The sequence below is a fragment of the Phyllobacterium sp. 1468 genome (assembly GCF_031455525.1).
Classification (GTDB): domain Bacteria; phylum Pseudomonadota; class Alphaproteobacteria; order Rhizobiales; family Rhizobiaceae; genus Phyllobacterium.
In genome coordinates, this window is record NZ_JAVDSX010000011.1 from 75,063 (window position 1) to 101,299 (window position 26,237).

The 26,237-nt window shown below is 55.7% G+C and carries 31 protein-coding genes; 8 read left to right on the forward strand and 23 right to left on the reverse strand.

Features of this window, described 5'->3' with window-relative positions; translation table 11 throughout:
- Window positions 1-7: 7 nt before the first annotated feature.
- The 22 genes from J2X72_RS22465 to J2X72_RS22570 form a co-directional block, all read right to left on the reverse strand.
- Window positions 8-559 carry a transglycosylase SLT domain-containing protein gene (locus J2X72_RS22465; RefSeq protein WP_210004931.1) on the reverse strand — a complete coding sequence of 184 codons (552 nt, stop codon included), beginning with the start codon at window positions 557-559 and terminating at the stop codon, window positions 8-10.
- Window positions 531-1,742 carry a flagellar hook-length control protein FliK gene (locus tag J2X72_RS22470; protein ID WP_310075630.1) on the reverse strand — a complete coding sequence of 404 codons (1,212 nt, stop codon included), beginning with the start codon at window positions 1,740-1,742 and terminating at the stop codon, window positions 531-533. The genes J2X72_RS22465 and J2X72_RS22470 overlap by 29 nt, the downstream gene beginning before the upstream one ends.
- Complete coding sequence (locus J2X72_RS22475) at window positions 1,739-2,941, reverse strand: chemotaxis protein MotC (protein WP_310075633.1); 1,203 nt, start codon at window positions 2,939-2,941, stop codon at window positions 1,739-1,741. The genes J2X72_RS22470 and J2X72_RS22475 overlap by 4 nt, the downstream gene beginning before the upstream one ends.
- Window positions 2,938-4,185, reverse strand: a complete 1,248-nt coding sequence (locus J2X72_RS22480) for a MotB family protein (protein ID WP_210004922.1) — start codon at window positions 4,183-4,185, stop codon at window positions 2,938-2,940. Before J2X72_RS22480 ends, J2X72_RS22475 begins: the two co-directional genes overlap by 4 nt.
- The gene (locus J2X72_RS22485) at window positions 4,175-4,840 is read right to left on the reverse strand and encodes a hypothetical protein (RefSeq protein WP_210004920.1); all 666 of its coding nucleotides are present in this window, start codon (window positions 4,838-4,840) and stop codon (window positions 4,175-4,177) included. The genes J2X72_RS22480 and J2X72_RS22485 overlap by 11 nt, the downstream gene beginning before the upstream one ends.
- Entirely contained in the window at window positions 4,840-6,486 is a 1,647-nt protein-coding gene (gene fliF, locus J2X72_RS22490; RefSeq protein ID WP_210004918.1) for a flagellar basal-body MS-ring/collar protein FliF, read from the reverse strand. Before fliF ends, J2X72_RS22485 begins: the two co-directional genes overlap by 1 nt.
- A 143-nt stretch (window positions 6,487-6,629) precedes the next feature.
- On the reverse strand, window positions 6,630-7,412 hold the full coding sequence (locus J2X72_RS22495) for a flagellin (RefSeq protein ID WP_210004916.1): 783 nt from the start codon (window positions 7,410-7,412) through the stop codon (window positions 6,630-6,632).
- 536 nt (window positions 7,413-7,948) lie between these two features.
- Window positions 7,949-8,740 carry a flagellin gene (locus J2X72_RS22500; protein WP_310075637.1) on the reverse strand — a complete coding sequence of 264 codons (792 nt, stop codon included), beginning with the start codon at window positions 8,738-8,740 and terminating at the stop codon, window positions 7,949-7,951.
- A gap of 152 nt (window positions 8,741-8,892) precedes the next feature.
- A complete protein-coding gene (gene fliP, locus J2X72_RS22505) occupies window positions 8,893-9,627 on the reverse strand; it encodes a flagellar type III secretion system pore protein FliP (RefSeq protein WP_310075640.1) in 735 nt (244 codons plus the stop codon).
- Window positions 9,624-10,097: a flagellar basal body-associated FliL family protein gene (locus J2X72_RS22510; protein WP_405044764.1), complete on the reverse strand. Its 474-nt coding sequence runs from the start codon at window positions 10,095-10,097 to the stop codon at window positions 9,624-9,626. The genes fliP and J2X72_RS22510 overlap by 4 nt, the downstream gene beginning before the upstream one ends.
- 8 nt (window positions 10,098-10,105) lie before the next feature.
- Window positions 10,106-10,819 carry a flagellar basal body L-ring protein FlgH gene (flgH, locus tag J2X72_RS22515; RefSeq protein WP_210004908.1) on the reverse strand — a complete coding sequence of 238 codons (714 nt, stop codon included), beginning with the start codon at window positions 10,817-10,819 and terminating at the stop codon, window positions 10,106-10,108.
- Complete coding sequence (locus J2X72_RS22520; RefSeq protein ID WP_310075714.1) at window positions 10,816-11,256, reverse strand: MotE family protein; 441 nt, start codon at window positions 11,254-11,256, stop codon at window positions 10,816-10,818. The genes flgH and J2X72_RS22520 overlap by 4 nt, the downstream gene beginning before the upstream one ends.
- 89 nt (window positions 11,257-11,345) lie before the next feature.
- On the reverse strand, window positions 11,346-12,587 hold the full coding sequence (locus tag J2X72_RS22525; protein ID WP_310075715.1) for a flagellar basal body P-ring protein FlgI: 1,242 nt from the start codon (window positions 12,585-12,587) through the stop codon (window positions 11,346-11,348).
- Window positions 12,587-13,072 carry a flagellar basal body P-ring formation chaperone FlgA gene (gene flgA / locus J2X72_RS22530; RefSeq protein WP_210004906.1) on the reverse strand — a complete coding sequence of 162 codons (486 nt, stop codon included), beginning with the start codon at window positions 13,070-13,072 and terminating at the stop codon, window positions 12,587-12,589. Before flgA ends, J2X72_RS22525 begins: the two co-directional genes overlap by 1 nt.
- A gap of 8 nt (window positions 13,073-13,080) precedes the next feature.
- Entirely contained in the window at window positions 13,081-13,869 is a 789-nt protein-coding gene (flgG, locus tag J2X72_RS22535; RefSeq protein WP_210004905.1) for a flagellar basal-body rod protein FlgG, read from the reverse strand.
- Window positions 13,870-13,878: 9 nt separating this feature from the next.
- Window positions 13,879-14,190, reverse strand: coding sequence for a flagellar hook-basal body complex protein FliE (locus J2X72_RS22540; RefSeq protein ID WP_210004904.1), 312 nt, complete (start codon window positions 14,188-14,190; stop codon window positions 13,879-13,881).
- Entirely contained in the window at window positions 14,190-14,609 is a 420-nt protein-coding gene (gene flgC, locus J2X72_RS22545) for a flagellar basal body rod protein FlgC (RefSeq protein ID WP_112532380.1), read from the reverse strand. The genes J2X72_RS22540 and flgC overlap by 1 nt, the downstream gene beginning before the upstream one ends.
- A gap of 1 nt (window position 14,610) precedes the next feature.
- The gene (gene flgB, locus J2X72_RS22550; protein WP_210004902.1) at window positions 14,611-14,991 is read right to left on the reverse strand and encodes a flagellar basal body rod protein FlgB; all 381 of its coding nucleotides are present in this window, start codon (window positions 14,989-14,991) and stop codon (window positions 14,611-14,613) included.
- A 110-nt stretch (window positions 14,992-15,101) separates the two neighbouring features.
- A complete protein-coding gene (locus J2X72_RS22555) occupies window positions 15,102-15,668 on the reverse strand; it encodes a hypothetical protein (protein ID WP_310075650.1) in 567 nt (188 codons plus the stop codon).
- On the reverse strand, window positions 15,665-17,041 hold the full coding sequence (gene fliI, locus J2X72_RS22560; protein ID WP_310075654.1) for a flagellar protein export ATPase FliI: 1,377 nt from the start codon (window positions 17,039-17,041) through the stop codon (window positions 15,665-15,667). The genes J2X72_RS22555 and fliI overlap by 4 nt, the downstream gene beginning before the upstream one ends.
- Before the next feature lie 13 nt (window positions 17,042-17,054).
- Window positions 17,055-17,780 (reverse strand): flagellar basal-body rod protein FlgF, encoded by a 726-nt coding sequence (gene flgF, locus J2X72_RS22565; RefSeq protein WP_210004895.1) that lies wholly within the window; start codon window positions 17,778-17,780, stop codon window positions 17,055-17,057.
- Window positions 17,777-18,559, reverse strand: coding sequence for a DUF1217 domain-containing protein (locus J2X72_RS22570; protein ID WP_210004892.1), 783 nt, complete (start codon window positions 18,557-18,559; stop codon window positions 17,777-17,779). The genes flgF and J2X72_RS22570 overlap by 4 nt, the downstream gene beginning before the upstream one ends.
- A 164-nt stretch (window positions 18,560-18,723) precedes the next feature.
- On the opposite strand from J2X72_RS22570, the gene motA reads away from it, so the two are divergent.
- The 7 genes from motA to J2X72_RS22605 are packed head-to-tail and all read left to right on the forward strand — an operon-like array spanning window position 18,724 to window position 23,975.
- Window positions 18,724-19,605, forward strand: a complete 882-nt coding sequence (motA, locus tag J2X72_RS22575; protein ID WP_210004891.1) for a flagellar motor stator protein MotA — start codon at window positions 18,724-18,726, stop codon at window positions 19,603-19,605.
- A gap of 7 nt (window positions 19,606-19,612) precedes the next feature.
- Entirely contained in the window at window positions 19,613-20,551 is a 939-nt protein-coding gene (locus J2X72_RS22580; RefSeq protein WP_210004890.1) for a FliM/FliN family flagellar motor switch protein, read from the forward strand.
- On the forward strand, window positions 20,532-20,990 hold the full coding sequence (locus J2X72_RS22585; protein WP_210004878.1) for a BAB2_0123 family type IV secretion system effector: 459 nt from the start codon (window positions 20,532-20,534) through the stop codon (window positions 20,988-20,990). The genes J2X72_RS22580 and J2X72_RS22585 overlap by 20 nt, the downstream gene beginning before the upstream one ends.
- An 18-nt stretch (window positions 20,991-21,008) precedes the next feature.
- Entirely contained in the window at window positions 21,009-21,362 is a 354-nt protein-coding gene (fliN, locus tag J2X72_RS22590) for a flagellar motor switch protein FliN (RefSeq protein ID WP_210004876.1), read from the forward strand.
- A 38-nt stretch (window positions 21,363-21,400) separates the two neighbouring features.
- Window positions 21,401-22,429: a flagellar motor switch protein FliG gene (locus J2X72_RS22595; RefSeq protein ID WP_210004874.1), complete on the forward strand. Its 1,029-nt coding sequence runs from the start codon at window positions 21,401-21,403 to the stop codon at window positions 22,427-22,429.
- 17 nt (window positions 22,430-22,446) lie between these two features.
- Window positions 22,447-23,511: an EscU/YscU/HrcU family type III secretion system export apparatus switch protein gene (locus tag J2X72_RS22600; RefSeq protein ID WP_210004872.1), complete on the forward strand. Its 1,065-nt coding sequence runs from the start codon at window positions 22,447-22,449 to the stop codon at window positions 23,509-23,511.
- 26 nt (window positions 23,512-23,537) lie between these two features.
- Window positions 23,538-23,975, forward strand: a complete 438-nt coding sequence (locus J2X72_RS22605; RefSeq protein WP_210004870.1) for a hypothetical protein — start codon at window positions 23,538-23,540, stop codon at window positions 23,973-23,975.
- Here J2X72_RS22605 and J2X72_RS22610 read toward each other — a convergent pair.
- Complete coding sequence (locus J2X72_RS22610) at window positions 23,972-24,763, reverse strand: LuxR C-terminal-related transcriptional regulator (RefSeq protein ID WP_210004868.1); 792 nt, start codon at window positions 24,761-24,763, stop codon at window positions 23,972-23,974. The genes J2X72_RS22605 and J2X72_RS22610 overlap by 4 nt on opposite strands.
- Before the next feature lie 312 nt (window positions 24,764-25,075).
- On the opposite strand from J2X72_RS22610, the gene J2X72_RS22615 reads away from it, so the two are divergent.
- Window positions 25,076-26,230, forward strand: coding sequence for a DUF3095 domain-containing protein (locus tag J2X72_RS22615; RefSeq protein ID WP_310075665.1), 1,155 nt, complete (start codon window positions 25,076-25,078; stop codon window positions 26,228-26,230).
- Window positions 26,231-26,237: the final 7 nt, after the last annotated feature.

Here is a 26,237-nt window from a genome sequence, read left to right on the forward strand (position 1 = left end):
AACACAATCACTTATCGCAAAACATTCGCGCCTTTGGCGTCCAGTTACCGAAACCGGTAGCCACCATATTCTCAATTACCCGGCAAACATATTGCTTCTGGGCAGGGTCGTTGTTGGGTCCCGCGTGATAGCGCGCAACCGCCATGGTCCAGTCTCCTTCGCGTGTTCTAAGCTCTTTCAGAAATCGCGCGGCGTAGTCCACATTGGCGGCAGGGTTTAACATTGCCTCTACAGACGGGAACTTGTCGGCGTGAAAATAGTGATTGATCTGCATGCATCCGATGTCGATGAGCTTCGCTCCCCGCGAATGCGCCTCGTTGAATTTGGCCAGGGCAGCTGCTGCTGACGGCATAAAAAACGCTTTTCCTTCTATATTCATTGCATAGGGCTGGAGTGAGTCCTTGTGCCCGGTTTCAGTCAAACCTACCGCGTAGAGAATACCGATAGGAATATCGTACCTCGTCGACGCACGGTGCATCTGCCGCTCGCAGAGGTTTTCCGCCGAAGCTGTCTGCAGCCCGAGTAAGAGGCTAAACAACCAACCCGCGGGAACGGCCATACTCAAAATCCGGATCAGTTGCCGTTTCCACACGCTCATCAGATCGCATCTCTCCAAAGGGCCATCGATTGCCGGAACGGTCACCGGGCGAGCCGTCGAACCCAGATTGACCTTGACCGCTGGCTCGCGCGCCGGGCTGATCCTGCGCGGACGGGTTCTGCTGTCCCGCCTGCGTGCTCGAGGAAGCGCCGGAGCGATCAATCACCGAGATGGTGACAGACGAGGCATCATCCGCCACGCCCGCCCGCTCCAGGGCCTTAGTGAGCATGTCATGGTCCTTGGCCAGATGTTTTGCCATCGCCGGGTTTTCCGCCATCAACTGGATATGCATGCCGTCAGGCGTCAGACGCATGCGCGCCGTTACCGTTCCAAGTTCGATGGGCTGAAGCTGGATCACCAGCGTTCTGGCCCCCGGCATGCTGCGATCCGAAAGAACCTGAACATCGGTTATCGGCAGGCGCGAGGTTTGTACTGGAACCGAATTATTCGACGCAGTCGCACCAAGTTTTGCCTCGGCCTGAATCGGCGGGGCCAGTGCGGGCGCAGCTGGCTCGACAGGCCCGGCGGATTCTACCGGTGAGGCCCTGGTGCTCACCTTAGGTTTCGGTGCCTCAAGTGCCTGAGGCGCTGGCGCAAGGTCTTGCCCCGCTTGCGCGACTAATTTGCCGGGTTCCTGTTTGTCTTGCACAGCAGCGGCCACCTGCGTTTCCGTTGTGGCTTTCAAAGCAGCCTTCCCGGGCATTCCATCGAGCACGGACATTTCGGCCGGCCTGTCGCTTCCCTGATCCGCCTCGACGATTTGCATGGGTTCTGCAACAATATCGGCTCTGGATGACGCCCTGGCTTTGGCGACGGATTGTGGCTGTTCGCCATTCTTGTGCTGCTGCCGGTCGAGCATTTGTTCGAAAGCAAGAATCGCCTGCCCGAAGATAGCTTGAGCGGGAGCCTCGGGAACATCCCTGTCCTTCTCATCCGGCTCTGTATCCCGCGATTCCGCCAAGCTCTTGTCCGGTTTTGAATTCTCCTTGTCGAGCTTCAGCTTCGAGCCAACCGCCCTTACCAATGAACCGAAATCCGAAGAGGCATCCTTCTCCGGCTTATGGTCAGGCGTACCGTCCTTGCCCTTGTCGCGAACAATCACTTCAAGCATCGTCTTAAGAGGCATCTGAGCTCCAATGGTCATTTCCTAGCCTTCCCGAGAAGCGCGTCGACAGCGTCGAGTTTCTTGCGTGTTTCATCTATCATCGGATCGACGGGGGCGACCGGAGTTGCCTTCGCACTGCCAGGCTCGGCGATTTCACTGGCACTGCCTGCGACAGGAATTTTCTGCTGTCCCTCCACGCCCGGAATTGGTTGTGCAAGAATCTTGTTTGCCATCGCGATTGCAGCCTCCAGCAGGTTGATGTCACGACCATGCAGACGGTCTTTCGGCAGGTTCGAAAGCATGAACTTGGCGTCTCCAGTCTTGTCGGATCCGACTTTGCTGACCGCCAGATAGAGCTTGGCTTGCGTGTCGTCTGTCTTGAGCACCGCTGAAAGGGCGTCAGCCTGTTCCGACGCAAATCTTGCGCGCTGCATATCACCATCCACGATCGCACCTCGGGCAATGCGCAGGTAGAATGGCAAGCGAGCACCGGGCCATGCCAAAGAGGCCACCTCTTGGATCTCCTCATTGCTGATCTTACCCTTGATCACCTTCAAGGCGTCGACAAGCTGGCGAAAGAAGTCCTCCGAATAGGGGGAAAGGGCGAAACGCTGAAGATAATTGCGCGCCAATAACCTGACCTTGTCCTTGTCTCCAAGTCGCGCCGCGATCATCAGCCCACGCCGCAGCGCCGCCTCTTCCAGCAGTGTTCCCGGTGCGTTGAGGCGTATATAATCCAGCCGCTTGAGTGCGGTTCCTGCATCGAGTCCCGCGAGCTGTGTCGCTGTGACCAGATAGATCGATGCGACAAGCTCGATGGGAACATTAGGCGGCAGTTCCTGGAAATTTTCGATAATGCGCAGCGTATCGCCATCGGCGTAAGCCAGCGACCCCGCTACAAGTTTGGGATCGACCTCACCCAGATTGGCCGAGGTCAATATAGTGCGAACAACCTCTGGATTGCCTCCATTAAGGAGATAAATGAATATGGCGTAGACATTTGCCGGTTTCGACCAGACCTCCGGTTTGGCAGCCTGCAGCTGTTCAGCAATATGGCCGAGCACACGATTAAGCATCGGCAATGCTTCCGGCTTTCCGGACGCGACCTGATCCTGCAGCATGCGCATGGATCGCACCAGCATATAAGGCTCAGGTGATGGCATGGCAGCATGCGCCGTTGTCAGCGGCATACTGATCAGGCCGAACAACAGCCAGCCGATGGTTTGCCGTGTGATCATCTGGAAGCTGTCTTCAAAAAGATATCAATGCGCCGGTTCTGGGCGGCGTAAGGATCTGCTGGGATTTTTGGGTCGCGATCGGCATAGCCTTCAACGCGCAGGATACGTTTGGCGTTAAGGCCACCACGCGTCAGCATATAATAGGCCATATGGGCACGCGCAGATGACAGGCGCCAATTGTCGTAGGTTTCGCTTTTGAACGGTCGCGCATCGGTATGCCCGCTAATGACGACGTCGCCCTTGCGCGTGGCAATGATCTTGGCGATTTCATCGAGCACCTGCACCACGCGCTTGTCAGGCTTGGCCGATCCGATGGCAAACATGCCATAATCAACCTTGTCGGTGAGCTGGATCATGAGGCCGTCTTTAGTGGGAACGACCGAAATGTCAGGCGCTTTTTCATCTGAGCTCGCGCCTGTTTTCTTCGAAATCTCCGCTGCAAGTTCACGGGCAGCATCGATCTCAACCGCGCCGGGCTTTTCGTCTTTCACGGCCGCTGTTTTTCCCGCGTTCGTCGGCTTGACATCATTGGGTGTAGCAGCTTTCGCTTCGGCCAGCGGCTCGCCAGCGGCCATTCGTTTCTCCAGCGCCACCTGCTTCGCTTGCACGTCTGCATCAGAAGCCTCATTCCGCTTTGGCGCTATCGCCTTTTCCTGGGATGGAGGTGGAGTTACCGGACTGTCCGTTAGAGGGAAAATCTCATCCTCTACATGGGTCGACCAGTAGTTGGGATTAAATGGGTCCCTATAGGCGTCTCCCCCCTCGGCACCTGTCGATGGACCCGCCCGATTAGATCCGCCCTCCCCCGCTGCAGAACGATTTTGCAACACACCGGACTCGGTGGCAATCTCGGCAAGCACGGCATACGGATCTTTGAAAATCTGACGTTCTTCTGTTGCAGGTGGTGATTGAACCTGTTTTTCGTTGCGCGCGCTTTTGGTCTCGGCATCGGTCGCATCCAGGCTTTCAAAGCGAACCTTGCCCTCCTGATTGTCGGTTTCCTCGATGCCCTTCGGCCTCGATTGCCGATCCATCAGTTTGACCGGATTGAAATAGGCGGCAACGGCGGCCTTCGTTTCTTCATTGGCCGCATTTATGAGCCACATGACAAGGAAGAAAGCCATCATCGCGGTCATAAAATCCGCATAGGCGATTTTCCAGACCCCTCCGTGATGACCTTCCTCATGTTCACGGCCGCGCCGCACAATTACGATTTCACGGTGCGTTTCCGGATCAATGTTCATCGGCGGTATCTCTCAACGCGTCGATGAGGCGGCCAAGCCGCGTCTCGACCACTGCATCATCCAGTTTCATCGACAATTCCGATTGGCTCGATTCCCAGAAGGTGCAACGCATCTGATCGATCTCCGGTCGCATCCGAAGCACGTCGAGAAGATGGGATGGACCGGAAATTTCCATGCTAATAGCGGCGAATTCCTTCGTCATCCGTTTCACCTCGTGAGCAAATGCCTCGACGGCACGTTCACGCAAGCGCTCTTCAACCAAAGGCGTGAGGACAGCAGCGAGCGATCCCGAAAGGTCCGATGAGATTGCGAGCAGCCCGTCCCCGATCTGCTCCGCCATGCGTGCGCCAGTTTGTTGCATGAAGAGCACTTCCGCGGCCGCCAGCTGATCCTGGAACTCCCTCTCAAGCCGGATTTTCTCGGCCTCGAACAGCACCGCGGCCTCTGCTTGGCCAGATTCGCGACCCGCAACAAACGCCTCCTGGATCTTCAACTCGTAATCGATAAGTTCGACAACGTCCTCCGATGGCTCCTCGATCTCCGCCAAAGAGTCGGCTCGTTCCTTGCTCGCGGCCGCAAAGACGGTGACGCGGTCCGCTGGCACGTGCTTCGGTGTGAAATCAGTCAGTACACTGGCGACAGAGCGAGCGACCATCAGGCTGCCTCGTGCACCCATTGTTTCAGGATAGCCGCGACCCGCTCTTCATCCATGTCGATCATCTGCTCTAGACGATTTTGCGCGGGCACACGCATGCGTCGTCTGAGTTCGCTCAGATCATCGTACGGCAGGCTATGTTCCGCACGAACTTGAGCCACGACTGGAAGACTAGTTGCGGGTGCCAAACCTGGAACCGGAAGGTTCGCACTTGCGGCGAGTTGCAGAGCCTCTTGGGGCTTGTTCATCTCCCGCATCAGGGGGCGGACCCCGAACCAAAGCACAAGCCCGACTGCCGCTATAAGAGCGGCAGCGTTGATGAAACTGCCGGCTTGGCGGAAGATCATCTCAGATACCGGTGTTGAAGCGGGCGCCAGCTGTTCGTCTGAAGCCTCCATGAAATTGACTGCAGTCACATTAATGACGTCGCCACGCTTCTGGTCGAGACCCGCCGCCGTTGCGACAAGTTCGGTGATTTTTGCTATCTGCTGCTCAAGGAATTTATCCGGCGCCGGCGTCACCCCGGCCGTCGCCAGCAGGCGCGCCTGATCAATGACGACTGCGATCGAGAGCCGCTTGATCTGATAACTGTCGCTGGTCGTCGAGACTGTCTTCGAGTTCAACTCGTAGTTGGTCAGTTCTTCTCGCTTGTCGGTCTTTTCTGAAGAACTATCGCCGTTCTTGCTGGCGATTTCTTCTTGCGGAATATTCTGTTCGACACCCGTCGCATTATCGCTGGTCGAATTCTTTGAATCGCCGCTTTCGCGTACCACCCGCACCGAACGTTCCACGCGTGATTCCGGATCAAATACCGTCTCATTGGTCTGCCGGCGATCCGTATCGAGCGCCACCTGAACACTCGTCTGGAAATGACCAACGCCAAGGTAGGGCGCAAGAGCCTTGCGGATGCTCTCATCCACCGACGCGGAAACATTTTGTTCGAGCGTCGCCGACATCACGGCACCCGCATTCGTGCCGTCATCCTTCGAGGCAAGAAGACGGCCATTGGTATCGAGAATGGTGACTTCCGCAGCGGTGAGCTGCGGCACCGCAGCAGCAACGAGCTGGCGGATCGACTGTGCTGATTCGACGGCGAAGTCACCTTCCGTACGAATGACAACCGAGGCAGATGGCGCCTGATCGCCACGACGGAAGCTTCCCTTTTCCGGCAAGACGATATGGACACGCGCGGCCTTGATACCGCGAATTGCCTGAATGGTGCGGGAAATTTCACCTTCAAGCGCTCGAACCCGGGTAATCTCCTGCATGAACGATGTGAGGCCTAGCGAGCCCATATTGTCGAACAGCTCGTAACCGGCATTGTTGCTGGTGGGCAAACCCTTTTCCGCAAGGTACATGCGTGCCTGATCCGCCTTGCCAAAGGCCACCAGAATGGAAGTGCCGTCCGATTTCACATCGAAGGGAATGCCGGCCTCGCCAAGCGCCATGCCCATACGGTTAACATCGTCGCGGCTGAGACCTACATACAGGGTCTCGTATTGCGGCCGGTTGAGGTAAAGGCTTGATACAAGGATGGCGCTGAACAGCGTGACGCCAATGATACCAAGAGCAATGAGCCGCCTTGCGCCAAGCTTCTGCATCGCCGTGCCGAGCTGCGCAAATGTCTGTCTTATGTTCTTTTCCATCAATTCCCACCACCGTCGCGTGATGGAACCATAGAGCGCGAAGCTTGCGCGAAGTTAGAGCCTCGTGTCGGAACATCGTTGCAAAACAAAAAGGGCCACGCACGAAGCGTGGCCCAAATCTAAAATTAGAAGAATTATCGTTATTAGCCGCGGAACAGCGACAGGATGCTCTGGTTGCTGGAATTGGCAATGGAGAGGGCCTGGATACCCAACTGCTGCTGAACCTGAAGAGCCGACAAACGTGCTGATTCAGCATTCATGTCAGCGTCCACGAGCTGGCCAACGCCGCGATCGATTGCATCCATCAGATTGCCCGTGAATGTCTGCTGTGTATCAATACGAGTCTTGGCAGAGCCAAGGCCAGCAGCAGCAGCCTTCATGGCATTGACGGCGGTTTCAACCGTCGATGAAGATGTTGCAGCCGTCAACGCTGCCTCAAGGTCATAGGCCGCAACGCTCATCGTTGTTACGCCAGTACCAGATGTGTAGCCGGTCACGATGTTCTGAGCCGTACCACCGGTCTCCAGCAGGTTTACACCCTGGAATGTTGCACCCTTCGCCATCTCGACGATCTGAGCCTTCATTTCAGCGATGTCGGCGTCAATGATCGTGCCGTCAGTGCCAGGCGTTTCCTTGGCAACATACTTCGCCTGAATCTTGCTGGCGAGGTCGATGGCACTCGTCAATGCGGTGTAAGCAGTGTCGACGATCGAAGCGCCGAGACCCAGACCGTCCTTGACTGCGGAAAGAGCGGAATTCTGAGTGCGCATGCCGGTCGCGATTGACCAGTAAGCGGCATTGTCGGAAGCGGTAGAAACGCGCTGGCCGGTGGCAATGCGATCCTGCGTGGTAGCAAGGTTCTTGTTGGTGGTATTGAGTGTCTGCAGCGCAGTCATTGCTGATGCGTTTGTAAGAATGCTGGTCATAGGATGAAGCCCCTGATGAGATATGAATGGTGGGGACATACCGGGTTCTCACCGGCATGACGGAGCGGCATGATGCCTGTTGTCACAACGACAACCCGTCATGGTTGTGATGGGTACGACTAAAGTATTACCGTTTGAATAACAAGGGGCTCCGCTCTGGATAATTCTGCGATTGCAGATGAGAAAATGAAAAAGGCCACGCGTTACGCGTGGCCCTCTCCAAAAGCGATGATCGATAATTCCCATCCCGGATCCTCATCAGGGATATATGTTATGCCATGCAGAAAAAGAACGAACCTGGTCCTTGAGATCATTCTTTTGAACGACGGAAAATTTTGCCGGTGTAGGAGTCTGGAAATGTACATCTCCCGCTTGCTACGAGCGCGACAGAATTGCCGTCTCTCCTGATTCACTGCAATGCATGGTAACGTTCAAGACCACCATTATGACGAGCAAACTTAAGATGATCGCCCTCTAGAAATATGAGAAAGGGCCCCGCATTGCGTGGCCCTCCTTTTTGTCGACGATCAGGCCACTTAGTTGCGGAACAGCGACAGGATACTCTGAGCGCTGGAATTGGCGATGGACAGGCCCTGGACACCGAGCTGCTGCTGAACCTGCAGCGCCGACAGGCGGGCAGATTCGGCATTCATATCCGCGTCCACCAGCGTGCCGATGCCTCGATTGAGCGCGTCGACCAGATCACTGGTGTACTCCATCTGCGAGACAATGCGCGCCTTGGAAGAACCAAGTGCAGCGGCGGCGGATTTCATCGCAGTAATTGCTGTGCCAACATCTCCCGATTTAGTTGCGTTCGTCAAAGCAGCTTCAAGATCATAGGCGGCAACACTCATTGTCGTAACGGCAGGCGAGGTGGCATCGTTTGAATAACCCGTAACCACATTCTGCGTAGTGCCGCCAGTCTTCAATAAATTAACGCCCTGAAAATTTGCACTTTTGGCAATCTCTATGATCTGGTCCTTTTTATCCTTAATTTCTGCGTCAATGATAGTAGCGTCCGTCCCGGGCGTTTCTTTCGTGACGTATTTTGCCTGAATGTCTTGGGCGAGGCTAATTGCCTTTTCTAAAGCTGTATAAGCCGTATCAACGATTGACTTACCCAAACCAAGACTGTCCTTTACGGCAGAAAGAACGGAATTCTGGGTCCGCATGCCGGTCGCAATCGACCAGTAGGCGGCATTGTCCGAAGCCTCGGCAACACGCAGACCCGTCGAAATACGGTTTTGGGTCGTTGCAAGATTTTTGCTGGTTTGTGCAAGTGTCTGTAGCGCGGTCATTGCCGATGCATTGGTCAAAATACTGGACATGGAAAAAATCCCTTCTTGAAAATGGCAGGGACATACCGGATCGACCGGTATAACGGAGCGGCATGATGCCAGTCGCCTTCAAAAATCGCGACCCGTTATGCGCCGATGTTGCGCCTGAAGCGCCGAATATTCAATTATACTTAAGTCTATACTCAGGTGAACGAGCGGATCAGGCTGCCGACGAGGATATTCCAGCCATCGATGAGCACGAAAAACAGGATCTTGAAGGGGAGTGACAAAACCGTTGGCGGCAGCATCATCATGCCCATCGACATGGTCAGCGTCGCAACGATGAGATCTATGACGAGAAAGGGCAATACGATCAGGAAACCGATCTCGAAACCGCGGCGCAGTTCAGAGATCATGAAGGCCGGAATGAGGATGCGCATGTCGACTACATCATTAGCTTTGGTGCGAAATGACTCGTCGGCCAGGTCTTCGAAGAGACGCAGATCCTTGTCGCGCACCTGTCGCAGCATGAACTCGCGGAACGGGGTGGCGATCTCGTTGATAGCCACGTCCTGTGTAATCTGATTGTTAACCAGCGGCTGGACGCCATTCTGCCACGCTCGATCGAATACAGGCGCCATGACATAGAATGTCATGAACAAGGCAAGACTGATCATCACCAGATTAGCCGGCGTTGTCTGCAGACCCAAGCCTGAGCGCAGCATCGAAAAGGCAATGGCGAAGCGGGTAAAGCTGGTCACCATGATCAAGATGCCCGGTGCGATCGACAGAACCGTAAGCGCCGCCAGCATCTGCATGATCTGACCGCTGGTCGATCCACTGCCGGGCGGGAGCAAACCTTCGAGCAGCGAGGTCTGCGCCGTCGCGGTCCCGGTGAGAACCAGGAGTAGCGCAGGCGTCAAATAGCGTCTTTTCATTCCATCACCAGCGCCCAGATATAGACTTTTTCGATCTTGCCTTCGGAGCGCATCACCGCCCGCTCCTGCAAATCAGTCCTCAGATACTCGATACCTGCGGGGCCACGCAGCTGCATCAAATTGACAGTTCTCATGAAAGCCGTGAAATCGCCGGCGACCGTGGCGGCAAGCTCGTCGGAAACTTTTTCACCGGGCCGCGCCACAACGCCGGCTTCGAGCCTGATCCACACGTCCTGCGGTATCTTGATGTTGGTAAGTATTGGTTTCAGCGGAACGACGCTGCCGGTAGGCATTTCCGCTGCGGCGGGTTGTTTTTCACCCTCAGGCCTGGCTGCTTCTGCAAGCCCGAGTTGACCACCAAGAAACCATCCACCACCCGCTGCGACAAGCGTCAGCACCGCAACGACGCCGATCAATGCGACGATCGAAGGGCCTTTCGGCGGGGATGGGGGATCGTCAGAAACGCTCATCATCAATCCTAGATCGGGGAGAAGGTGTCGAGGATCTGCTGGCCCCAAGGCGGCTGTTGCACTTCGCTCTGGCGTCCACGACCACCATAGAAAATCCGCGCCTCGGCAATCTTGTCATATGGAATTCTATTCAGATTCGTGATGTCCCGGGGACGGACCACGCCGGCGACATTGAGAACGCGCAGCTCATTATTCACGCCGATTTCCTGGGAGCCCCGGATAACCATATTTCCGTTCGGTAGAATAGCGGTCACGATCGCTGCGACCTGCAGATTGATCTTTTCCGACCGGTCGATCTTGCCTTCGCCCTTGGAGCGGCTGTCGGAATTCAGGTCAAGATTGCCGCTGATATTGCTCGGCGACACTCCGCTACCGCCTATGTCAGCGGACAATCCATAGCCTGAGGATGCTACACGCGATCGATCAGATTTGTTGTCCAGCTTCGCCTTGTCGTCAATCGTGATATCAACGGTCAGCACGTCACCGGGATTGGTCGCCCGCGGATCACGGAAGAAGCTGGCCTGACTATCCCGCCAGAGTGAATATTTTTGTGGCCGCGGTTGTGACGGATAATAAGCCGGGTCAGTAACGTTGAAGCCTTGGCCAACGCCTGTGCCGACTGGCGACATTTCGGGCGCGCGATTGAAATCGCGTAGGTTGTTCGCGCAGCCTGCAAGACATAGAACACCGACAAGGGTGATTGATTGGGCCGCTTTTTTCATTGGGCGGTTCTTTCTCCAGCTGGAACAACGCGTGACCCGACGATAACCCGGGCAAGCTTCGATGATTTTTCCGCAGGCATTTCATTTAAAATGACGCTGGAGACCCGAGGATTCAGCTTGAGGAGAAGCGCGGCGGCGGCCTCGTCGCCAAGCAGCGCCATTTGCGCTGCCGCTGCGTCTGGCCGCATCTTGGAGATGATGCCTACGAGGGAATCTTCGGCCTTGTCGATAAACTCGTCGCGTCGCTTCAGCCAGACTTCATATTCCTTGCGCTTGGCGTCGAGCTGCGCGATACGGCTATCTATATCGGCGCGAAGCTGTGCCAATTCGCGTGTCTGCATTGCATATCGTTCATCGGCCGCCCTGTCGCTGATGTTGGTGCAATAGCGGTCAATCTCTTGACCGCTCTCTTCCTTGCCCGCCGGCTCCTGCGACATACCATAGCTAATAGGCAGCAACAGCGCCGAGCTGAAGACGAGTGCAGCAATGCTCGATCTGACCGATTTCTTCATAGGTGACATTACAGTCATTGAACCACCAGCTCCGCATGCAATGCGCCGGCCGTCTTGATACCCTGCAGGATTGCGATAATTCCCTGTGGTTTGACGCCGATCTGGTTCAGCCCTTTAACGAGACTTTCAAGATCGGTACCCCCGAGAATCCCCAGCTTTGACGTCTGTGTTGCATCAATGGTTGTGTTTGGCTCTACTGCTGTCACGCCATCGGAAAAAGGTTCAGGCTGAACGATCGTCGGTGTCTCGGTGACGCGCACCGACAAGCTGCCATGACTGATCGCGACACGTGAAATGCGCACTTTCTCACCGATCACCACCGTGCCGGTTCGCTCATCGACGACAACGCGCGCGACCTCATCGGTCACGACCGGGAGACCCTCGATCTCGGCAAGGAACCGCGTTGCTGAGATGTTCTTTGGCCTGCGCAGGCGGATCGTCTTTGAGTCACGTTCTTTGGCAACCGGCTGGTTGTAACGCCGCTTGGCAAAGGCATTGATCGTATCGGTAATGCGTACGGCTGTCGTGAAGTCCGGCTCGCGTAATTCCACCACAAGTTCGTCTTGGCCGAAATTGCCGGTCACTTCCTTTTCAACGAGCGCGCCGTTCGGAATGCGGCCACTGGTAGGGACGCCTTGGGTCAAGGTTTCAGCCTGTCCCGAAGCCACGAATCCAGAGACGACCATATTGCCCTGTGCAACCGCATAGGTCTGGCCATCGGCCGCGGCCAGCGGCGTCATTACGAGTGTTCCGCCGGCAAGCGATGTCGCGTCACCGAGGGAGGAAACTGTAATATCGATGCGTGAGCCACGTCCGGCAAAGGGTGGCAGATTGGCGGTGACGATAACCGCCGCGACGTTCTTTACGCGCGAGGAGCCCGGAGGCGGGCTGATACCGAGATTGTCGAGCATCGCTCGTAAGGATTGTTCGGTGAAGGGTGCGCTGCGCAGACTGTCGCCCGTCCCATTCAAGCCTATGACAAGACCATAGCCGACGAGCTGATTTTCGCGCACACCCTGAATGTTGGCGATATCCTTCAAGCGGGCGATCGCCCCGCCTTCCCCCAAAGGCGAAGCGGCACCGCCCCAGTTCCCATCGTCGCCCCTCTGCAGTGCGGCCTGTGCTTCAGCCTTTCGCCATGCAGCCTTGGCTTCGCCGGGTGTGCCATAAAGCTTGGCGTTCGGCGACGGCTCAGCTGCCTTCACGACAACAGTACCTGCCAGTATCCCCACAAGGAGAGCGGCTGCAAAACGCATCATTGCATCCCGACCTGGATGCTGCCGTCAGCCAACACCGTGCCGGAGACGATGATGCCGCTGTCCATATTACGGACTTTGATGAAGTCGCCAGCGTGTCCGGCTTCCATGGGCGAGCCTTTGGCCGTGATGACCAATGTGCCCGTGCTGTACACCAGAGCTACCGGAACACCGCGCTCGACCAGATCAGGCTCATTCAATGCATTGACCAGAATCGGCTGTCCCGGCAGCAGAGTACGGCGTGCCACCTTGCCGACAAGCTGTTGCGAAGACACGACATATTGGCCCGCCGCACTCGCTCTGATAGTAAAGTATTTTTCGTGAAGTCCTGTACCGCCGATTATTTCGCCCGGATAGATAATCTGCGATGGAACGAGAAACGCTATGCGGTCGGCATAGGCGGTAAACGCAAACGGCCAAACGCAGCTGGCCAAGGCCACTACCCGAATGATATTTTTGGCCGAGTAAGTTGCCACCACCTTCATAATTCTCCTTAGCGCAGGTTCTTTGAAACGACTTGAGCCATTTCATCGGCAGCCTGAATCACCTTCGAATTCATCTCATAAGCGCGCTGCGCCGTAATCAAATCAGTGATTTCCTTTACCGGATCGACATTTGAATTCTCCAGATAGGCCTGTTTCAATGTCGCAAATCCGGGATCGCCCGGAACACCGACAACCGCATCACCTGAAGCATCTGTCTGCTTGTAAAGATTGTCGCCAAGCGGCTCCAATCCAGCTTCGTTGGCAAAGTTCGCGATCGTCAGCTGGCCGAGATCGACAAGTGCCGTCTGATCGGCCATTTTTGCAAACACCTGGCCCGTATCGGTAATTTTGACCTCGATCGCATCCGTCGGGACGATGATGTTCGGTTCGACCAGATTTCCATCGAGTGTCACGAGTTGGCCGGTACTATTTGTGTTGAATGTGCCAGCGCGGCTATACAACGTCTCGCCGGCCGGGTTCTGGATTTGGAACCATCCGCGACCGACCAGCGCCACATCGAACGGATTGCCGGTTTGGTTGAGCCCGCCCTGAATATGCAGATTGCGAACCGCCGAAGTCTGAACGCCGAGCCCGACCATTGCCCCTTCTGGAATAATACTTTGGTTTGCCGCATTGGGGACGCCTGCCGTACGTTCCGCTTGATACAGCAGATCCGAAAATTCCGCCTTGGCACGCTTGAATCCCGTTGTGTTAATGTTGGCGATGTTATTGGCAATCACTTCCAGATTGAGCTGCTGAGCATTCATGCCGGTTGCAGCAATAGTAAGCGCTTTCATTCTTAATCCTTAGATAGGCATGCGGCTGATTTCGAGATAGGCCTGGACAATCTTGTCACGAATGGCGATGGCCGTTTGCAGCGACTGTTCCGCATCCATGACCGCATTCACGACGTCGCGGGTCGGCACGTCACTAGTCATACTCTTCATCGAAACCGCTTCGGCACCTTCAAGCTTGTTACTGACCGATCCTGCCAGTTGTGACAGAACATTGCCGAATGAAGACTGGCCCGTGGCTGCAGGCGCTGCGCCTGGGGCTACGGTCTCCGTCAAATTCGAGAGGGCGTTACGCGTGGAAACACTGAGAAGTTGGTCTATCATCAGGAATTCCTCAAAAGGTCGACAGTCATGGCAATCAGTTCACGTGCTTGCTTGACGACTTGGAGATTGGCTTCATAGGAGCGATTGGCTTCACGCATGTCCGCCATTTCAACGACCATGCTGACATTGGGCAATTTCACATAGCCATTGGCATCGGCTGCCGGATGGCTCGGGTCATATTCTTCGGTAAAGGCGGAGGTATCCTTACCGACCTCTGCAATGCGTACTGTTTCGACGCCGGTGGCGCGATCAAGCTCTGTCGCAAAGGAAACCGTCTTCCGTCGATAGGGGTCGCTGCCTGCGGTCTTGCCTGTCGACTGTGCATTGGCGAGGTTTTCCGAAACAATGCGCAGGCGCGTCGATTGGGCGGAAAGACCGGATGCGGCGACTTTGAGGGCAGCTTGCAATGGATCTGACATCTTAGCTCTTTACCGCTGACAGCATCATGCGATGAAATGCTTTCACGATGCTGGTGTTGAGAGAGAACTGGCGGTTAATCTCGCCGGATTTCACCATTTCGTCCTCGAGGCTGACCGTATTTTTAGAGTGATTTTGCTCGGTCACCGCATCCTTGCGCAGCGCTGTCGCGCTGATGCCAGACGCGTCGATCTCAAGATGTTTGGGATTGGTCGCAGCCATGGTCAGCTGCGTTTGTTCCAACACATCCTTGAATGGCTCGACATCGCGTGCCTTGAAACCTGGCGTATTCGCATTGGCCACGTTTCCGGAGATCGCCGCCTGCCTCACCGAGAGCCATTCGGCCTGACGTGACGCCAGCTCGAACAGATGGATGCCCTGCATGTCTTCCCTCGCACGTCTGACCCGGTTAATCTTGGCTTAACCTATGCTTTCAAACTTGCGTGAGACTTGCGGCCCGATCCGCCAGGAACTTATGTTCAAAACGGCATTCACTAGTTGGTGCGACTGATCACATCGCCGTCAGACGTCTTGATCTGCCAACTGTCCTTGCCATCACCCCGTTCAATGGCGACAAGCTTGCTTCCATCCGGCAGGGTTGCACCTTTTTCGACGAACCAGTAGCCCGTATCGTCTTCGATCATAACCAATCCACCGACGATTTCGCGTAACAGAAAAACCGGTTTGCGGGGAAACGGCTGCTTGCCAGCCTCATCAATGCTGGTCGTCCGGTCTTCCTTCAGATCCGCAGTCGTGGCGGTTGTCATGGGATCAAGTTCCTCGCTCGGCGTACCCGGCGAGGCTCCGTTTCTGCCATGGGTCTCACGTACGACCTTCTGATTGGTCCGGTTGAGCGGATCATTGACCTTTTGGCCCGAGGATACAAGCCTCGGACGCGCGTCCAGAACGTCGAAATACATTACGAAGGGCAGCACGAAACTGCCGACCGCCAGCACGAACCCGGCACTCTTCAAATAGCCGTCAAAGCGTTTATCGCGCGGACGAACCACCCTGGGCTCTGCCGCTGCCGATTTTACGAGGGGCGCCTGTTGTTTCGTCATGATGGCTCCTTTGGTCGCAGCGATGCAGCAAGGTCGTTGTAAGGATCTTGCGAGAGTGGCGACGTCGGCGTTTGCTGCATTGCGTCATAGATGAGAGGGACAAGATTGACGGCCTGATCGATGAGTGGATCGCTACCCGCCTGATACGCGCCGATCATGCGCAGATCGCGCGTTTCCTCATAGCGTGCGACGAGGCCGCGCAGACTGGTCACCAATTTCTGTTGTTCTGTGGTCCAGTTATGCTGTGCCAGACGAGAGATGGAACCGAGAATATCGACTGCAGGGAACCGTCCCCGCGCCGCGATGCCACGGTCAAGGACGATGTGACCGTCAAGCGTGCCGCGAATGGCATCGGAGATGGGATCATTGTGGTCGTCGCCGTCGACAAGAACCGCATAGATGCCGGTAATGGTGCCGCCGCTTTCGAGACCAGGTCCGGCGCGTTCGAGCAGGCGCGGCAACTGACTGAAGACGCTTGGTGGATAACCGCGCGATACCGGTGGCTCGCCCGCCGCGATGGCGATTTCCCGCGCCGCATGGGCAAAGCGGGTGATGGAATCAACGATCAGCAGAACATTCTCGCCACGATCACGGAAATATTCCGCAATCGCCGTTGCCGTGTTGGGTGCAAGCCGGCGCATCATAGGGCTTTCGTCGCCCGTGGCGATGACAGCGATGGTCTTTTCGAGCTTCCCAGCCATCGTGTCTTCAAGCATGTCCCGCACTTCGCGCCCCCGTTCGCCTGTCAGAGCCAGCACGACGGTATCGAAGTCGGCGGCTTTCGTCATCATGGCGAGCAATGTGGATTTGCCAACGCCAGACCCGGCGAAAACGCCCATGCGCTGGCCGAAGCACATCGGCATGAAGACGTCGACGACATTGACGCCGGTGCGCAGACCCCCTTCCACCCGGCCACGATTCATCGCTGACGGTGCCGGGCAATCCACAGGTTTCGGATCGGTTCCCGCCGATAGCGGTCCCTTTTTGTCCAGAGGATATCCCAGAGCACTGATTACCCTGCCCTTCCAGTCGGATGCGGGGGCGATACGCAGCGGACCTTCTGGAAAGACCGGTGTTCCAAGCGATGGTACGATGCGGTCATCGAACGGCTTGATCAGCACTCTTGTCTGTTCGAGCCGGACGACCTCTGCCGGGTGGAGCTGGCTGTCAGTGCGGATTGCCACAATGTCGCCGAGTTGAACCTTGTCCGATATCCCACGAACTCCGATGGCGGAGCGCGATACCTCATTGACATAGCCGCCGACAACAACAGGATTTCGCTCCTGGACAATCTGCGACACAATCCTTGCCAGCGTCTCCAGGCTGCCCGTCCGTTGGCGTATCGTAGGCAAGGCTGCTTCAAATGACTGCATGGTCAAACGGCGATCACGTCTTCGATCCGAGCGTCTTTATGGCTTCGGAGAAAGTATTCTCACTGCCGCGAAGCAAAGCGTCAACGCGTTCGAAAGCGCGTGAAACGCTCATCAACCGCGTCATTTCGCTGATTGCGTCTACGTTCGACCCTTCGATCGAACCCTGAATTACACCGGCATTAGGATTGTCGATGGCAGGCTGGGCTGCCACGCTCGGAATGACCGAGGAATTGTCGAAATAGGTCAGCTTGGCGTTCGGGCTAATGGTAAAAAGACCGATCGCGCCCAGTTGCTTGCCGTTCTGGTAGACCGCGCCATCCGATGAGATATCAGGTGGTCCTCCATTTGGATCGATCGTCAACGGCTGCCCACCCGCATCGAGAATCGGATAGCCCTTCACGGAAAGGAGTTCCCCCGTGGTCGACATCTGCATACGACCATCGCGCGTATAGACCTGGCCGGCCGGCGACTGGACAGAGAACCAAACGTCGCCTTTTGCAGCCACATCCAGTGGATTGCCCGTTTGAGTGATCGGACCGGCTTCGGTCTTGATGTAGCTCTCACCGGCCGTGACGAAACTTGAGTTTTCCGCGGCTTTCGACACCATTGCCTCGAACTTCATGCCCGTGGCGCGAAAGCCAGGCGTCGACATGTTGGCGACGTTGTGAGCCAGCGCATCCAGCCGGCGCTCCAGCGAGATTTGTGCCGAAAGCCCAACATAGATCGAATTTTCCATCAACGACCACCCAGCTTGAAGGATTGCAAGGTCGCTAGAATACTCGCTGAGATCCCGATGGTGGGGGTCCCTCCGAGCAAGAGGGATGGTGCGCTCGCCGGTGTGGAGGGATTCTTCATCTCGTACATGGCAGTGAACCGCGTCAGCAGCTTGTCGAGTTTGGCGGGGTCCTTGAGATCCTTCAGATCAAGTTTGTCCTCGATTAGCTTAGCCTGCCGATCGATATCGAGATTGGACATCTGCGCCGGCATGTTGAAGGTAGCCTGGAAGACCTGCAGAAGCGCCTTGTCACCAAGTATCTCGAAAGCATTGGTAATGGTTGGCGCCTTGCGAGCGAAATATAGCGCCAGCCGCACGCCTTCATTCTGCTGGCCCGTCTCGACCTCCAGGGTCTGGCGCACATATTTGTCGACGATCGGCTGCTTCACTCCAGGTTGGGCAGTTGTCTTGTCGCCAAGCTTGACGAAATTGAACGTCGTCGCGAGTTCCTTGTAACGGGGGTCCGTAAGCTTGTTGGCGAAACTGTCGGGATTATCGATGCCTTCGGTAAGCACCTTGCGAATGAAGGCTTTGGCATAGGCCATATCTTCAAGCCCGAACGCCTTCAAAGCATAATTATACAGCTTCGTATCTTTCATGAAATCGTCGATGGATTTCACATTGCCAATATTTTTCAGATAGTAATCGCTCTCACGCTGAACGACCGGCTCCTTGGAGACGCGGGCGAGTGAGCGCGGCAAATCGGCGGCAATGAGCCTGTAGCCCGTCATCGTATTGATCATGATGCGCCTTTCCTGAAAACGTTTGGCTCATATGTGTCAAATCAAGCTTGCCTGAAGCTGGCGGTACCTGATCCTCGCGCGCCCCAGGGCAAGCTCCCATCGCTGCAAGGTTCACGCAAGCCGACGCTGTTAGCGCTCTAGCGATAAACGTGCAGGAGAGCGTCTTGGGTATTCTTGTTGGACTCGTCGTGACGATGGGATGTCTGCTCGGCGGATTTATCGCCATGGGAGGCCATGTTGCCGTGCTCATGCAACCTTGGGAATTCGTCATCATCGGAGGCTCTGCACTCGGCACCTTCCTCGTGGCAAATCCGTTTTCGGCGGTCAAAGACACAGGTCGGGCTTGCATGGAAGCCTTCACCAACAAGATCCCCAAGCAGCGAGATTACCTTGATGTGCTCGGGGTGCTTTACGCCCTGATGCGGGAATTGCGTGCCAAGTCGCGCAACGAGGTTGAGGTTCACATCGACAACCCAACTGAATCAACAATTTTTCAAACCTTTCCAAGCGTCCTCAAGAACCACGATCTGACGCATTTCATCTGCGATTATTGCCGCCTCATTATCATCGGCAATGCACGCTCGCATGAGATCGAAGCCCTGATGGACGAAGAAATTCACACCATCGCCCGTGATAAGCTTAAACCCTATAATGCCATGATCAGCGTCTCCGAGGGCCTCCCAGCACTGGGCATCGTCGCGGCGGTACTCGGTGTGATCAAGGCCATGGGTGCGCTAAACGAATCGCCGGAGGTGCTCGGTCATTTGATAGGCGCGGCATTGGTAGGAACCTTCGCCGGTATTTTCCTTTCTTATGGCGTCGTCGGCCCGATCGCCACCAAGATCAAGACAACCCGTGAGAAGCAAAACCGTCTCTACATGATCGTCAAGCAGACATTGCTTGCTTATATGAATGGCGCACTGCCGCAAATTGCGCTGGAGTACGGTCGCAAGACAATTTCCGCCTATGACCGCCCGTCCATCGATGTTGTCGAGCAGGAAACGCTGACGCCATCCGCCCCTGCCCCGTTACAGCAAGCGGCGTAAGACGATCATGGAGGTTGAAGTCGAACAGAGACGACCGGACGCACTCGCAGAGAACATTCTGCGGGCGGCGGGCCTCTCGGTGGATGACCTTAAATCGCTGGAAGCGGTCTTCCGCGATCTCGCGGGCTCATTCGGTTCTAGGGTTGCAGCTCAAACTGATGTCGCAATAGGTGCGGAATTCATCCGCATTGAAACGCTCGAGAAGGATGCGATCGGCGAGAACCTCCTTCGAGCCGGCCTTGTCGGTATGGTTCCGGTTGCCAAGTGGGGATCACGCCTGATGCTCGCTGCAGATCGCAACTTTATCGATTGCGGTATTGAAGCTTTGTTTGGTTCCGGCGCGAGTCCCGACATTGGCGCTGCGGCGCGCCCGCTGACTTCCGTCGACCTTGGCATCGCCGGACAAATTTTTAGCGATGTTACCGCTTCGCTCGATCACATCTTTTCGGCCGGCGGTGAGCCGCTCTTCCAGATCGGCGACCTCGTCGAGACCGTGCATCTTGCACCAGGTGCGGTCACGGAAACGCGCATGATCTGCTGCACCATCGCTTTGAAGGCTGCTGGCCGCTCCGGTCAGATCTCGATCCTTTTGCCGCGGTCCAGTTTCAAGCCGATGCAGGACGCAATTGCCCGGTTGCTTCGGCAGCCTGCACATCATTCCGATCCTTCATGGGCCAAGAAACTGCGGCTCGAAGTAAGCCGTGCCCGCATCGATGTTGAAGCTTATCTGCAGCAAGGCTCGATGACGCTCGAACAAATCGCTTTGTTGCAGCCCGGGCAGGTGCTGAATTTGCCGAAGGACGCAATCGACCAGGTCCGCCTACGCAGCGGTAAACAGGCGCTCTACAAATGTCGGCTTGGCAAAGCGGGCAGCGCATTCACCGTACGGATCACCGATTCCGTCAATGAAGAAGAGGATCTCCTCGATGAGCTTGCCGCTGATTAACTTCATTTCGATCGCGCTGACGGCGGTATCGCTCGTTGTCTTCTTTGCGGCGCTGCGCAGGGCCAACCGCCTCACAACTATGAGCCGCATTATGGCGCATCAAGTTGCCAGCTCTGCCGCAAACTTGCAGCAGGCACTCGCGATCCTCCAAGCGGAGCGAGAAACCTGCCGCGACGAGAGCGTTCGGCTTGAGGCCAGGCTGAAGGATTCGGATCGTGTGCGTACCGAAATCGCCCGCGCCATCGACCTCGTCGAACGTGCCAAAAATGATCTCAAGGGTAATGTCAGGGTCATGCCGACACCTGTCCAGCAATCAGATATTGCCCCAGCAACGACCGCGCCCGTTGCAAAGGCTGCACCTGTGGCTCCAGCCAAGAATCTCCCTGTATTCGTTAACCGCATCGTGCGCAGTGCCGATGTGGCGAGCGCCGTCCTCTAACTCTGGGCTCTCCAAATCATGGCCATATCCGACAAGAACTCCATTGAAGACGAACTCAACGAAGCGATCGAAGATTTGAAGCGTGACGATCCACAGCCAAACCGCAAATCGGGAAGTACGAAGCCCAACATCGATCTCATTATGGGCATCCCGGTGGATGTCCAGGTCGTGCTCGGCAGTACATCGATGCCCGTTGCCAATCTTATGAAGCTTGGCCGTGGCGCCGTCGTCACCCTGGACAAGCAGATCGGCGATCCGGTCGATATCGTCGTCAATGGCAGGGTTATCGCCCGCGGGGAAGTAATCGTTCTTGAGGACGATTCCTCTCGCTTCGGCGTCAGCCTGACCGAGGTCATCGGCAGCGGCATCTGATCCAAATCTCACACCACAACCCTTGGAAGCCGGGCCGCATGAGCGATCAAGAAATACCTCAAAGTTCAAGCGCCATCATGGATCTGTCAGGTCCTGAAAAGGTGGCGGCATTGCTCGTCGCCATCGGGCGACCATCCGCATCGCGGCTTCTCAAGCACTTCACCGCCGATGATCTGCGTTCGCTAGCCGGCCACGCGCGCAAGCTCGAACCGATCACGCCGGGTGATTTCGAAGAGCTGGTCAAGCAGTTCGAAAACGCCTTCGCCGACGGCGCGCCGGTATCGGAGGCCGGAATGCGCTTCGAAGGATTGTTACGCGAAACGCTCTCAGCCGATGAGGCCAGCGCTGTCATCGAGAACCGCCGTCCGGAATTGGTGACGCAGGAATCGGTGTGGGATCAGCTGCCACGCGTTCCAACCGACGTGCTTCATGCCTATCTGACCGCACAGCATTCACAGGTGAGCGCCTATGTCATTTCCCGCCTGCCGTCCGATATTGCTGCAAAACTCCTGATTCGTTTCGATGCAACGGAGCGGAGTGCCATCGTACAGCGCACTTTGCATATACGTAAGGTCGGTCCCGCCGTTGCAACCATGCTGGAGGGCATCCTGCAGCGCGAGGTCACCGGCAAGGACAACACAAGTACCGAAAAGAGTCATCATGGAACGATCGCCAATATCATCAACCAGCTGGAAAAATCCGAGATCGACGAATTGCTCGCGGGCCTAACCGATCTCGGCGCCGATGATCTCGCCAAGATCAAAGCCAGGCTGTTCACCTTCGAGGATATCGTCCGCATATCGCAGCGCGCCCGGCTCGTTCTTTTTGACGAAATCCAGACCGACGTGGTCACGACAGCCTTGCACGGCTGCGAACCGCAGTTGCAGGAACTCATCTTGCAGTCGCTATCCACCCGTGGGCGGCGCATGGTGGAAACCGAACTTTCCAGCCAAACCAACATCAACGCCAATGCGGTGACAGAAGCACGGCGTACAATCGCGCGAACGGCTATTGCGCTTGCAGACCGTGGCGACCTCAAACTCGAACCTGAAGAGCCTGCAGCGTGAGGCGAGTTCGCTAGCCAATGTCGGATACGACCGACAAGGAAAGCAAAACCGAGGATGCCACTGAGAAAAAAATCAGTGATGCAATCGACAAAGGCAATCTCCCTTTCTCCCGGGAGGCGCCAATCCTCGCTTCGATCATCGCTTTTCTCATCATAATGGTGTTCGTCGTTGTACCCAGCGGCGCAAAACTTTCTTCGTTTCTTTCCGAACTGCTAGATAAATCGGACGATTGGCGGCTCAACAGTGCCGACGATGCGCGAGAATTGTTTGGCATTATCGGCTCAGCCGTCGGCTTGGCCTTGCTGCCTGTCCTCATCATTGTCCCTGGCGCGGGTATCCTCGCATCTGTCCTGCAAAACGCACCGCGCATTGTCTTCGACCGCATCCAGCCGGAGGCGTCGCGTGTTTCCATTGTAAAAGGCTGGTCCCGTCTTTTCGGTTCAGCGGGTCGCATCGAATTTCTCAAATCCACGTTAAAATTTGCCGCCGCGAGCATCATCGTCTTCATGATCTTCTTCGAGGACAGCCATTTCTTCGTCGACGCTATCATCACCGAGCCTAGCCAGTTGCCCGAACTCATCCGCACGCATATCGTGCGTCTGCTTTCCTCCGTAGCGATTGCCGTCACAGTGCTTGCAGCGTTCGATCTTGCCTGGACCCGTATCCATTGGCGCAGCGAACTCCGCATGACACGGCAGGAAATCAAAGATGAACACAAACAGGCAGAAGGCGACCCGCTGCTCAAATCGCGCTTGCGTTCACTCGGCCGGGACCGGGCCCGTCAGCGCATGATTGCTTCAGTACCGACTGCCACACTGATCGTCGCAAATCCGACACACTTCTCGGTTGCTCTCCGTTACAATCCTGCCAAGGATGGGGCACCCGTAGTTGTGGCAAAGGGTCAAGATATCATCGCTCTCAAGATCAGGGAGATCGCCGAGGCGCATGACATACCCATATTCGAGAATATCCAATTGGCGCGGTCACTTTATAAGCAGGTCCAGGTCAATCACGTGATAGCTCCGGAATTTTATAAGGCGGTGGCCGAACTCATTCAATTTGTTAATGGACGCCGTAAATAGCTGCGTAAATTCAAGCGGATCAATATATGAAGAGAACCCAATATTCCGTTGCCCGCGTCGAGATCATCTCCGCGCAGTTGCAGGAAGTCATACACGATCTTTGCCTGGTGGATGTCGCAGATTATATCGCCTTCATTCGTTGCGAGCTATTCGGCAATATTGCCGACATCGTCAATTCTGCGACGGAACTGACCTTTTACCCGAATACGCTTACCTTCGGCCTTGGTGGCGAGTATATACTCGACTGGAATTCAACGCCAAAAGTGATGCTCGATTTGGAATTCAGCAATATGGGCGTGAATGCTTATTTCAGATTGACCCTGTCATCCAATTCCACGGAGATCGACTTGCACCATGTTCGGTTCTCCGAAGCGGGCAAAAGTCCGGCCGATAATACGGCTCTGCTGGCGGCAGCGTTCGACAACGCGCGGCTGCCACAATTGACCATACCCACTAAGTTCTAGAATCTGCTGGCAATGGCTGGCATCTCAATGACGCCCAAGGCCAGCGCTGTCGCCACTGTTGATGTGCGATTGGAGCAACCAAGCTTGTTTTTGGCGTTCTGCAGATAGGTCACTACGGTCCAGCGGGCGATGTTGAGAATCTCGCCAATCTCACCGTCGGTTTTACCGTTGGCCGCCCAGTACAAACAATCCAATTCGCGTTTCGTCAACAGCTTCGCGACGGCTGCTGCAAGACCTGGATTACGATTGCCGTGAAGTACATTGTGCAGGCGCGTCGAAACCGTTGCTAATCTCTTTCGCATCCCATCCACGAACGCAACTTCATGTGCCGGTTCAATGTCGAAAGTAAAAAGCGTTACTCCGCGAAAACCATGTGCATTCCAAACATTGACCATTAGGTAGAGATTACCCAACCCACGCAACTCGCAATCGCGCAAAAAGTGCCTCACCTCTATCGGCAATCCATCTTCTGCTGAGAGGTTGCGGATGGTGCCAGGTGCAATTCCGTGTTGTTGAGATGCCTTTACGGCATGCATGATTGGATCAATCGAGAAGTAGTTCTTGGCTGCATAACGAATCACCCATTTCGTCGGCACAGTGGTGAGCACAGATATATCGGGAGCAGGACCGCGATAAGGGCCTGGCTGATCGCTATGCCCAACATGCGTGATGTGTCGGCAATGCAGCTGCTGTTTGATTCCAACAAGCATTTCAAGTGTGTCGTGCTTGACGGCCCCACTGATAAATCCTTCTTCGAAATCCGGAAAGTGGGCCAGATCAAAATGCATCGTGGGAGTGAACCATTCCTCTTGGCAGCAAAATCTGCCAGTATCCTCGTTAAAATTTAAAAATTCGAACTGGTTGAAAAGTCACAGAATCAATAACGTGTATATGGTTGCACTACCTTTGCCTGAGGCACAAGCCGATGAACTATTGTATTCTTTCTTGTCACATTTTTACAACGCAACAGCAATCTACCCTTAATAGTCGCTTTCCTACTCTCTTGTTTAGGAGGGCCATTTTTTTCCGTTATAACTCCAGACATCGCACTATACAGTTCCCCCATCGCTCACCACCTTGGATTGTGCTAACCCTTAGGCATGATCACAAAAACATCTGGCGACTTCTTCGAAACGCTCCCTGTCTTCGAACATTTCGAGGGCGTTTCCGACCCCGGCAACTATAAGCCGCTCCCGGATGACTGGGTGTTGGCAACGGCCGATATTGTTGATTCGACCCTCGCCATTAAGGCGGGACGCTACAAGGCCGTAAACATGGCCGGCGTGAGTGTCATCTCTGCTCTCCTCAACGTGCTCGACAGGAAAAACTATCCCTTTGTTTTCGGTGGCGATGGAGCATTGGTGGCACTACCGGCACTCACCATTCCGCTCGCTCGTGAAGCGCTGGCAGCTGTACAGTCCTGGGTTGCCGACGAACTGCAGTTGAGTCTACGTGCCGCCCTTGTCCCTATACGCGATATCCGAGCAGAGGGCCTTGATGTGCGCGTCGCGCGCTTTAGGGTGAGCCCCGACGTTTCTTACGCGATGTTTGCCGGAGGTGGGGCGAGCTGGGCGGAAGCGCAGATGAAGGCAGGCGCCTACGCGATCGAACCCGCTCCTTCCGGTACGAGACCTGACCTGACCGGCCTTTCCTGCCGCTGGAATCCGATTGAGGCACGCAACGGTGAAATCGTGTCCATCATCGCAGTGCCGGGGCCATCAGGCGCCAGCAAGGAATTCCAGACGCTCGTCAGCGATATCATTGCCGTTACAGCCGAGCAAAGCCGCGGCGCCCACCCTCTTCCCGCCGAAGGCCCGCCCATAAAATTGCTCATCAAGGGTGTCGATGTGGAAGCACGAGCCACCGCCCCGATGGGTAAACGCATTTCCCGGAAACTCGCGATTATCGGACAGATTATTTTGACTTTTCTGCTCGACAGGCTCGGACTTACTGCGGGCGGCTTCGATCCCAAGCGCTACAAAATCGAATTGTCGCAAAACTCCGATTTCCGCAAATTTGACGACGGGCTAAAGATGACCATCGATGTCGATGGTCAGCGTTCGCACCGCATCGAAATGCTGCTCGAAAACGCTTCAAAAGCGGGCATCGCTCAATATGGCCTGCACCGGCAGGATGCCGCGCTGATCACCTGTTTCGTGCCGACGCCACGCGCCCACGACCACCTTCACTTCATCGATGGCGCCATGGGTGGCTATGCTATGGCAGCAAGTAATCTGAAAGCAAAAATGTCTTAGAACGTCA

Coding starts and splice junctions, on each gene's coding strand:
- J2X72_RS22465 (WP_210004931.1), bottom strand. CDS start 559: ATGGCCGTTCCCGCGGGTTGGTTGTTTAGCCTCTTACTCGGGCTGCAG.
- J2X72_RS22470 (WP_310075630.1), bottom strand. CDS start 1,742: ATGACCATTGGAGCTCAGATGCCTCTTAAGACGATGCTTGAAGTGATT.
- J2X72_RS22475 (WP_310075633.1), bottom strand. CDS start 2,941: ATGATCACACGGCAAACCATCGGCTGGCTGTTGTTCGGCCTGATCAGT.
- J2X72_RS22480 (WP_210004922.1), bottom strand. CDS start 4,185: ATGAACATTGATCCGGAAACGCACCGTGAAATCGTAATTGTGCGGCGC.
- J2X72_RS22485 (WP_210004920.1), bottom strand. CDS start 4,840: ATGGTCGCTCGCTCTGTCGCCAGTGTACTGACTGATTTCACACCGAAG.
- fliF (WP_210004918.1), bottom strand. CDS start 6,486: ATGGAAAAGAACATAAGACAGACATTTGCGCAGCTCGGCACGGCGATG.
- J2X72_RS22495 (WP_210004916.1), bottom strand. CDS start 7,412: ATGACCAGCATTCTTACAAACGCATCAGCAATGACTGCGCTGCAGACA.
- J2X72_RS22500 (WP_310075637.1), bottom strand. CDS start 8,740: ATGTCCAGTATTTTGACCAATGCATCGGCAATGACCGCGCTACAGACA.
- fliP (WP_310075640.1), bottom strand. CDS start 9,627: ATGAAAAGACGCTATTTGACGCCTGCGCTACTCCTGGTTCTCACCGGG.
- J2X72_RS22510 (WP_405044764.1), bottom strand. CDS start 10,097: ATGAGCGTTTCTGACGATCCCCCATCCCCGCCGAAAGGCCCTTCGATC.
- flgH (WP_210004908.1), bottom strand. CDS start 10,819: ATGAAAAAAGCGGCCCAATCAATCACCCTTGTCGGTGTTCTATGTCTT.
- J2X72_RS22520 (WP_310075714.1), bottom strand. CDS start 11,256: ATGTCGCAGGAGCCGGCGGGCAAGGAAGAGAGCGGTCAAGAGATTGAC.
- J2X72_RS22525 (WP_310075715.1), bottom strand. CDS start 12,587: ATGCGTTTTGCAGCCGCTCTCCTTGTGGGGATACTGGCAGGTACTGTT.
- flgA (WP_210004906.1), bottom strand. CDS start 13,072: ATGAAGGTGGTGGCAACTTACTCGGCCAAAAATATCATTCGGGTAGTG.
- flgG (WP_210004905.1), bottom strand. CDS start 13,869: ATGAAAGCGCTTACTATTGCTGCAACCGGCATGAATGCTCAGCAGCTC.
- J2X72_RS22540 (WP_210004904.1), bottom strand. CDS start 14,190: ATGATAGACCAACTTCTCAGTGTTTCCACGCGTAACGCCCTCTCGAAT.
- flgC (WP_112532380.1), bottom strand. CDS start 14,609: ATGTCAGATCCATTGCAAGCTGCCCTCAAAGTCGCCGCATCCGGTCTT.
- flgB (WP_210004902.1), bottom strand. CDS start 14,991: ATGCAGGGCATCCATCTGTTCGAGCTGGCGTCACGTCAGGCCGAATGG.
- J2X72_RS22555 (WP_310075650.1), bottom strand. CDS start 15,668: ATGACGAAACAACAGGCGCCCCTCGTAAAATCGGCAGCGGCAGAGCCC.
- fliI (WP_310075654.1), bottom strand. CDS start 17,041: ATGCAGTCATTTGAAGCAGCCTTGCCTACGATACGCCAACGGACGGGC.
- J2X72_RS22570 (WP_210004892.1), bottom strand. CDS start 18,559: ATGATCAATACGATGACGGGCTACAGGCTCATTGCCGCCGATTTGCCG.
- J2X72_RS22580 (WP_210004890.1), top strand. CDS start 19,613: ATGGAGGTTGAAGTCGAACAGAGACGACCGGACGCACTCGCAGAGAAC.
- J2X72_RS22585 (WP_210004878.1), top strand. CDS start 20,532: ATGAGCTTGCCGCTGATTAACTTCATTTCGATCGCGCTGACGGCGGTA.
- fliN (WP_210004876.1), top strand. CDS start 21,009: ATGGCCATATCCGACAAGAACTCCATTGAAGACGAACTCAACGAAGCG.
- J2X72_RS22595 (WP_210004874.1), top strand. CDS start 21,401: ATGAGCGATCAAGAAATACCTCAAAGTTCAAGCGCCATCATGGATCTG.
- J2X72_RS22600 (WP_210004872.1), top strand. CDS start 22,447: ATGTCGGATACGACCGACAAGGAAAGCAAAACCGAGGATGCCACTGAG.
- J2X72_RS22605 (WP_210004870.1), top strand. CDS start 23,538: ATGAAGAGAACCCAATATTCCGTTGCCCGCGTCGAGATCATCTCCGCG.
- J2X72_RS22610 (WP_210004868.1), bottom strand. CDS start 24,763: ATGCATTTTGATCTGGCCCACTTTCCGGATTTCGAAGAAGGATTTATC.
- J2X72_RS22615 (WP_310075665.1), top strand. CDS start 25,076: ATGATCACAAAAACATCTGGCGACTTCTTCGAAACGCTCCCTGTCTTC.